Below are 7,570 nucleotides of genomic sequence, written 5' to 3' on the forward strand. Positions count from 1 at the left end.
CGCAGACCAGATCAGTAGCCATCTCTGTGAGCTGGGTATTCGCCGCCTCGCCATCCCCGCCTCGCCATCCCCGGCTGGGTGACCCAACCGATCACAGCTGCCGAGGCGCAAACTGTTGCTGTGCAAGCAGAGTTGATCATCGAGCAACTCGTCACCTGCCTCGCGCAGCAACTGCTCGACCTCGACCATGAGATCAAAGCCCTCGACAAACAGATCACCGAACGCTTCCGCAGCCACCACCAGGCCCACATCATCGAAAGTGTCCCCGGCATCGCCGCACGCCTCGGCGCCGAATTCTTCGCTATCACCGCCGGCGACCTCGCCGCGTTCGGCACCGCTTGCAAGCTCGCCGCCTACGCAGGCCTCGCACCAGTACCCAACGACTCCGGATCCCGCACCGGCGTCCTGCACCGTCCCCAGCGCTACCACCGCCGACTACGGCACGTGTTCTACATGGCCGCCTTCAGCAGCACACAACGCGAAGGTCCCTCGCGAGAGTTCTATCAGCGTAAATGCGCCGAACACTAAGGACACATCCAAGCCATCATCGCCCTCGCTCGCAGGCTCATCGATGTCCGATGGGCACTGCTCCGGGACAACCGCGACTGGCACCTGTGTGCGGTGCCCGGTGCAGTAGCAAGCACGGCATGAGGTTTTGCGCCGCACGCGACCTGCGGTTGGCTCCATAATTCCGCTCGATATGGCCAAAACGAAGCTTACGTAGGTGTCTAACCTGGGCATATGTCTTCACCGAAACTACGACATTCGGCGCGCGCGATCATCCTCGACGAGCAAGACAATGTGCTGCTATGTCGAGCAATGACCCCAGACGGCTTTCATGTTTGGATCACACCAGGTGGTGGTCTCGAAGAGGGAGAGACCCCGGTTGAGGCTCTTGCGCGCGAGCTGATCGAAGAGGTTGGTTTCAGATTCGAAGCCCAACCGCCGCAAATCTGGCGTCAAGAGATCATAGAACCCGGGCACGTTGCAGGCTTCGACGGCGTCCTCGCCGATTACTTCCTCATTCGCTCGAAAGCTTTTACTCCGTTGGGGCAGCTCAGTACATCAGAACTTGCGTGCGAAAACTTGATCGGATTTCGTTGGTGGAGTCTTACCGACTTACAGACGTACTCCGGCCCAGACCTAATCGCTCCTCGCAGCCTCGCGACGGAACTCTCAAACCTACTTGCGAGGGGGCCTAGTCCTACAATCGTCGACCTCAGCTGATGACAAAGGATTGAACTTTCTCTTCCGCGTGCGTGGGGGTGTTGCGGGCTGCGGCTGCCAGGCAATGAAGGTATGGGCTCAAATCTTGAGATTTGCTTCTCGCATTGAGATCCACAAGCCACGACAGCACATGTCGCGAACGCCCCGCTCGGTGTGACAGTGAGGCGCGCCGCGTGAACCCCGAAGCACCGAACAGCAGGGAGTTCAGCCACCGATGTGGGGCAGCCGACGGCTCTCGCACGTAACTCATCCAGAATCATGCTCATGCCTACGAGTCCCATAACCTGCATCCGCGACACTGAGATCGAACTGGCGAAGCTCGGCGTTCTTCTTCGCGCGCTTGCCACGTCCGACGCAACCGCATCCGACGAGACCAATTTCTTCGACGAGAGCTGGGCATCGGACGTCCCGAAGGTGGTCGACCCGAACGGCACCTCTGCCGGCCCAGTGAGGAGACGGATTCCAAATCGACCCACGTATCACCGGGTTGTCGCGATACAGGACAACGAGTATGTCGGCTTTCTCGCCGGTCGATTCGAGCCGAAGAGGGGGGATGCTTTCGTCGCCATTGTCGCCGCGCTCCGCCCCGGAAGCGGCTGTGGACCGGAACTCCTCGACACATTCGCCGAGATGGCGAGCAGCGTTAGGCTGACCCGACTCCGCCTCAAACCGGACCACGGCGACCGCTACGACGACCGAGTGCGGTTCTTCAAGAACCACAACTTCGACTGGTGCGAAGGAGAAACAGACTTCATGTGTAGGCCGCTAGTAGAGGCCGAGACGGATCCAGCGAATTAGGGCGCGCTGTGAGACGGGGCGCCTCAGAAAACAGAACGCCATCACTGGAAGGTTCGCACTCTCAAGTCCGGGACTTCCAGTAGCAATCTGTGTCTTCCGTCAGGGGAGTGAAACCTCAGTGACTTGTAGTTGATCGTGGCCGGCCGATCCCGCACACGCAGTGCATCTCAGGCGGCAGGAAGCACTTGGGCTGGTGGTAGGGCAGTGCGTAGTCCCCCCGAACGCGTTTCACGAAGGGATCACCGGGAGGGTCGTTCACGGAACAGCTTTCCCGGATCTCTTTGTCTGGGAACTGTGCGAACAACTTCTCCATCAGGAACAGCCCCCACCGCGGTTGATACTCGCCCCTCTCGTGGAGCTCTTTGTCGAAGTGGTAGCCCTTGCCCAGACGGATGTAGCCAGTCTCGAGCAACCAGTCCACGCTCGGGACCTGGTACACCGACACAAAACCAACCTCATCGCCGGCACGCCGGATTGTTACCGACCCGGCCTTCTGGATCTTCCCTCGGCGGCCCGGTGTGTTGAAGTCGCGAACGACAACCTCGAGTTCCGATCTTGCTGCACAGTCGCGTTCATCCCGATCGTCGTTCGTCGCATCTGTCATGCAGACCACGATCGCAGAAACGGGCGCGCTGGACAGCAGGAAGGCCCCCGTCTCACGACAGGGGCCTTTCCAGCTGGTGCACGCCGACTCAGGTGTATTGCGCCTGCGACGAGCTGCTGTCAGCTCAGGTTCTCAGGGCCGGCCGCCCAGGAAGAAGAACGCAATCACTGCGAGGAGCCCGAGAACGACGGCACTGGCGAGGATCACAGCCGCGGTAGGGCTTCCTGTAGCGATCGCCGCGAGAGCGGTCGATCCAGCGATCGCGATGGCGGGCCGCGAGTTACGCGAGTTATTGGTATCCACGGGTGGGCCTTTCCTTGATGGTCGCAACACGGCAGAGGCACCGGTTGTCACCTGCTCTCTGCGTATGTAGGGCCGTCCCCAGCTTCTGAAAAACGGAAACTTTCGTGAACCTCATCGGCTGACCGCCCCTGCACCCCGCGTCGGCTCCCTCCTCAGCTTGGCCGATTCCCTCCGCAGCTTGCGGCGGACAGCCTCACCCTTCGCAGCCGGTTTCCCGCAATCTTCTGCTGCCATCGCCCAGGTCATGCCCGGTTCGCTGGTGCTGAACATCGCTTGAAGGATCTGTTGCTCCTCTGCCGAGAACTTGTCCACCACTATCAGTGCGTGAGGGTCGGAGATTTGCCATTCGTTGGCACTAGGTTCGGGTGCCAACAGCAGGTCACCGCGCTCAACAGTGCCTCCGCTTGGTTGCACCACTGGCCAATTCAGGGAACCAACCTTCTGTGCTCCCAGCTGCCTTTTCCACACCGGACGATGCGTCGGGTGGTATACCTCCTCGTACAGCGCGTGGATGAACTCCGCGACGCTGCCGGCTGCCTTTCCCAGCCAGCTGTCATCGAGCAATGCCGACTTGACCGCATCGAGCGCATACTTCGACAGCCCCTTGATCCCGAGCCAATGGCGCGCGAACGCCTTGACCGTCTCGTCGTCTCCGTTCAGTACCGCTTGTCGTGCCGCGAGTGCGACGTGGAGCCCTACCTCTGCGAGTTCGTGCCCGAAGCCGGCGAGAGTTCGCCAGTTGCCGAACAGAGAACGAATGCTCTCCTGCAAGTCCCCGAGCACACTCCAAGACGGCATGTCGGGGACAAACCCGCTGAGGGCGTCTTTGCCGATCAGCGGCCATGTGCCGGTGAGCATGGATGCGGCTTGGTTCACCTGGCTGAAGGCGCCGAGGTCGATTCGCGGCAGAACCGTGTCCCAGTTTCCGAGCATGCTCGCCGTATCGAACAGGGGCGAATGCAATGTCAGATCAGGTGGGTTCCATCCCAGATTCGCCAGATTCGGCATCAGCGGGCCGGTCAGGCCCAGGTTCAGTCCCTCGAACCGATGCCCCACGATTTCCGGCCCGAGCGTGAACGCTTCCGGCCTCCGAATCACCGGGGCAACCAGTCCTTGCGAGCCGAACAGGTCCAGCTTGAGTGGACCGAGCAGATCGGGTTTGAAGGCCCCGAACACATATGGCTGCACGAGGCTGTCGAGAGCAGGTCGCACGCTTTGAACCATCGACTCGCGAATGCCATCGAATGCCGGCGCGATCGCCTCAGCGATGTCGGACGTCACGGCATCGAGTGCGGGCGACCTGAATGCATCAGCCGCCCGGGCAGCAGCCTGGGTGATTCGCTCGTTGGCTTCTTCCATCTCAGCGGACGTGGTGTAGGTACCTTTTGGCACCGTGAACCGCTTCACGGAGTCCCGCGCCGCGTCGATCTCCTCCGCACGCTCGTCCGCGAGATCGAGGACCTCCCGTGCCGCGTCGATTTCGTCCGCATGGTCGTCCGCGAGATCGAGGACCTCCCGTGCCGCGTCGATTTCGTCCGCATGGTCGTCCGCGAGATCGAGGACCTCCCGGGCCGCGTCGATCTCCTCCGCCTTCGCGAATGCCTTGGCGGCCCGTGCACGAACCTCACGTGCCTGTGCGAATGTCAGACCTGGGATATCGCTGCTGTTCATGGTGGCTCCAATGCCGGTTGTAGAAGTAGCTCCTACCTCTAAGGCGCGAGATCACCCCCAAACGACAACAGTGTGACGGACGTCACTACTGCCGTCGGAGTTCGCCATTACAGCTCGCCAGGGAGGCAATCGTCGGCATCGCAAATCCCCCCTGTTGGAGATCCGACATCTCCACGTGCCAGTTGGCCAGCAAGAGATTGGCCCATTCACGGACAGAACACCTGGCGGCTGCGGAACTGATGATTACGTTCTGCAGCCGCCAGGGCTGGGCTAAGCGATGATCTTGTGCCCGGCAGTCGCGACGGCGCACGCCGCCGTGATCGCCGGCACCACTCCGCCGGCGAGGAATGCGAATACCCCTGCAATTGCGGCGAGGATCGCGATCACTACCCAGCGGACAGGTAGACCAGGAGGTTCTTGCCGCGGGGTCTTACCGGGCGATCCGCTCGAAGCTATCGTGGTCATTGTTGTGTACCTCTTCCTTCATGGGAGGCGACGACTTTGGTGGCCTCCGGGGTGCATCCCGGAGGCCATGTCGTCCGCTCGGGTCGACCGAGTTGCCTGGCCGAGCGAGCCGCTGAACTGCGGCTTCCCCATTTGTAGCGGAGTGCGGAGGCTTGAGCCAGTGAGATCGTGTTAGAGTGCTTTACGCCTTAACCGGCCAGTGTGACATCAAAGGGTTAACCGGGCGCCCGCTTTTCAGGCGGGTCAAGACGTTCAGGGCAGGAGAACGGATGATTTCATTTCCGTCCACTATTTCGGGTGAAGTTCGGCTGCGAATCATCGACCTCTCCAGACCGCCCAACGCTCGGGAGACAAAGGTCTTGGAGAAGCGAAAGCAGCGTCTGGTGGAAGCCGAGAGATCGCGATCCGAAGCCATCTCGGAGATGCGCGGCCTGGCCGCTGCGGGAAGTCTCGAGGACATTCGCTTGCGACCTGGATTCATCCGCTTGTTCGCCCCGCCTGCGAGGGCGGACTACTCCGACCGCAGCGTCATCCCGCCGGAGGATCGACCCCCGTCAACCCGCTTGATGAACCCCAATGGCATCGCGTTGAAATTTCTCTTGATTGCGCTCTTCGAGGCACAGTCGAGAACCAAGCCCGGGCACAGGCCGGCCGGAAATCCCTTGCCGCTTATTGGCCGGTCGACCTCCGATAATTCGTGGTTACGGTACGTCGCCTCGGGTACAAAGGCTTCGGGAGAGGGCCGACACCGAATGAGCCCCGCCGACAAAAAACTTCGGACACTCAAAACGACAATTGACCGCCTCGAAAAAGAAGAACTGGTCGATTGCCCCAACCGATACAACCCGAAAGACAAACAAGAAGGTTTCCTGTTACAGCGCGAGGACGCAATTCTTGGCCGAGCGGGAGACCTGTACAGCGTGCCCGCTGACGACGAGGAGCACTTCACCGTTCCTGCCACTCTGTTCACCAACGGGTGGATTTACGTCCTCGAGGACAGCGAACTAGCGCTACTTCTCATCGGCGCCCGACTTCGACACAAGAACGGTGACATAGGTCAGCGACTCCGAGCCGGAACCCGGTTACTGCACTACGGACTCGGCAGAGACTCATTCGCAGCCCACAAGATGCTTGACCGCCTCAAGCTCATGGAAGTGCTGCCGGACGAGGCCCGTTGGTTCGACGGCACGCGTTCAGAAGACTATTCAACGCAGGGGGCCCAGCCGCACTCTCTGCAATTCCTCCCCGAGGGACTCCAGAAGGATGGCGCGACCACACTTCTGGCCGAGATCAACTACCAGTTGGGGCGAACCCGCAGTTGAGCTAGCCCGCGTCTCGATGTTGCTGCCGCCAATCGCACGCACAGCCGAGCCCTCCTCACGCCCCTGAACGGGGCAAACGACACGTCCCCTCGTATCCCGATGGCGACGACCTTCGTCTACGTGGATCCGGCAGTGCCGTCAGGCGGCCGGCACAAGATTGGCGAGCTTCGCCGGGAACGTGTACTTGCCGGGGGCATCCAAGCTGGATTCGATGATTGCGGAGTGAGCGTCCTCGTCGACGCTGACGATCGTGAACACCGAGACGCCTTCCGTCCCGATTCTCACTTGGTCGCCCTGTTGCACGAAATTCTCCTATGACGAGATGCCGATGACTGTCTATCTTCTCAGCTGCTCGCCGACGAATTTCCGTCTGTCTCATTCCCCGACGTCGCGGTGAAGGGGTTCGCGAGATTCGCCGATATCGCGGCGATCGGGGTCGACATCGAGGTCAGCAGGTAGTCCGCAGAGTGGGCGTTTTGCATCGTCACGGTGCCGCTGCCGCCGATCCAGCCTGTCGGGTCGACTCGGTTCGGGCTGCCGCCGTCCGTGTTTGATTTCCCTGCACCTGAGAACAAGTCACGGGATCGTGCCTCGGCTCCGTTCCACAGCGAGAGGCCGGGGTTGCCACCGACGCAGCCTCCGGCGATCGACCCGATCGACACGGCGGGCACTGAACCCTCCACGAGGGTCGTGGGCCAGAAGTCCTCGGTGGCCGCATGCCGGGCGGGGAGAGGGATCTCGGAAGACGGGCACCGGTCGTGCTCGCCCCTGATTCTCACCCAGATCAGCCGCGGAGCCTTTCGACGTCGCCACCGTCGTTCGGCCGGATCGTTGAATCCGCGGATCCAGTGCCGGCCCTGCGCATCAGTGATCGGCGTTCCCTCTGGAGTAGCGCGCAATTGCTCGGCACTGTCATAAACGCGCCCCCGATTGAGTGCTGCGTCGAAGTCGCTTTCATAGCTTGTCATCGATTACCCTGATGGCCCTCTTGTTTCGTCGGCGCCACAGCAGACCCCGCGACCAGGGACCACGCATGAGGCTCGCCCACACGGGCGACGGTCCCGATCGCGGCACCGTCGGCCACTCCAGCTCATCGCGTTCCCTTCGCCGGAATCGGCAGTTCGCCTGACAGCGGCGATGCAGGTCGAACCACTCACTGCACGCAGCACGAACCTCACCC

General features: G+C 61.4%; 10 protein-coding genes. 4 read left to right on the top strand and 6 right to left on the bottom strand.

What is annotated here, in order from left to right; translation table 11 throughout:
- Window positions 1–78 precede the first annotated feature (78 nt).
- The 3 genes from AC1DWA_RS23890 (at window position 79) to AC1DWA_RS23900 (ending at window position 2,025) form a co-directional block, all read left to right on the top strand.
- Window positions 79–528 (top strand): transposase, encoded by a 450-nt coding sequence (locus AC1DWA_RS23890; RefSeq protein WP_477847212.1) that lies wholly within the window; start codon window positions 79–81, stop codon window positions 526–528.
- Between the two features lie 213 nt (window positions 529–741).
- Window positions 742–1,227, top strand: coding sequence for an NUDIX domain-containing protein (locus AC1DWA_RS23895; RefSeq protein ID WP_477847214.1), 486 nt, complete (start codon window positions 742–744; stop codon window positions 1,225–1,227).
- A 264-nt stretch (window positions 1,228–1,491) separates the two neighbouring features.
- Window positions 1,492–2,025, top strand: a complete 534-nt coding sequence (locus AC1DWA_RS23900) for a hypothetical protein (protein ID WP_477847215.1) — start codon at window positions 1,492–1,494, stop codon at window positions 2,023–2,025.
- Between the two features lie 115 nt (window positions 2,026–2,140).
- Here AC1DWA_RS23900 and AC1DWA_RS23905 read toward each other — a convergent pair whose 3' ends face one another.
- The 4 genes from AC1DWA_RS23905 to AC1DWA_RS23920 form a co-directional block, all read right to left on the bottom strand.
- Window positions 2,141–2,629 (bottom strand): hypothetical protein, encoded by a 489-nt coding sequence (locus tag AC1DWA_RS23905; protein ID WP_477847217.1) that lies wholly within the window; start codon window positions 2,627–2,629, stop codon window positions 2,141–2,143.
- Window positions 2,630–2,761: 132 nt separating this feature from the next.
- Window positions 2,762–2,932 carry a hypothetical protein gene (locus AC1DWA_RS23910; protein ID WP_477847219.1) on the bottom strand — a complete coding sequence of 57 codons (171 nt, stop codon included), beginning with the start codon at window positions 2,930–2,932 and terminating at the stop codon, window positions 2,762–2,764.
- Window positions 2,933–3,043: 111 nt separating this feature from the next.
- A complete protein-coding gene (locus AC1DWA_RS23915; RefSeq protein ID WP_477847221.1) occupies window positions 3,044–4,603 on the bottom strand; it encodes a hypothetical protein in 1,560 nt (519 codons plus the stop codon).
- Window positions 4,604–4,873: 270 nt separating this feature from the next.
- Complete coding sequence (locus AC1DWA_RS23920; RefSeq protein WP_477847223.1) at window positions 4,874–5,068, bottom strand: hypothetical protein; 195 nt, start codon at window positions 5,066–5,068, stop codon at window positions 4,874–4,876.
- Between the two features lie 269 nt (window positions 5,069–5,337).
- On the opposite strand from AC1DWA_RS23920, the gene AC1DWA_RS23925 reads away from it, so the two are divergent.
- The gene (locus AC1DWA_RS23925; RefSeq protein WP_477847225.1) at window positions 5,338–6,390 is read left to right on the top strand and encodes a hypothetical protein; all 1,053 of its coding nucleotides are present in this window, start codon (window positions 5,338–5,340) and stop codon (window positions 6,388–6,390) included.
- 138 nt (window positions 6,391–6,528) lie between these two features.
- On the opposite strand, the gene AC1DWA_RS23930 is transcribed toward AC1DWA_RS23925, so the two are convergent.
- Window positions 6,529–6,675, bottom strand: coding sequence for a hypothetical protein (locus AC1DWA_RS23930; RefSeq protein WP_477917126.1), 147 nt, complete (start codon window positions 6,673–6,675; stop codon window positions 6,529–6,531).
- Window positions 6,676–6,734: 59 nt separating this feature from the next.
- The gene (locus AC1DWA_RS23935; protein ID WP_477847229.1) at window positions 6,735–7,358 is read right to left on the bottom strand and encodes a hypothetical protein; all 624 of its coding nucleotides are present in this window, start codon (window positions 7,356–7,358) and stop codon (window positions 6,735–6,737) included.
- Window positions 7,359–7,570: the final 212 nt, after the last annotated feature.

The organism is Rhodococcus sp. P4_F3_2 (genome assembly GCF_056401335.1).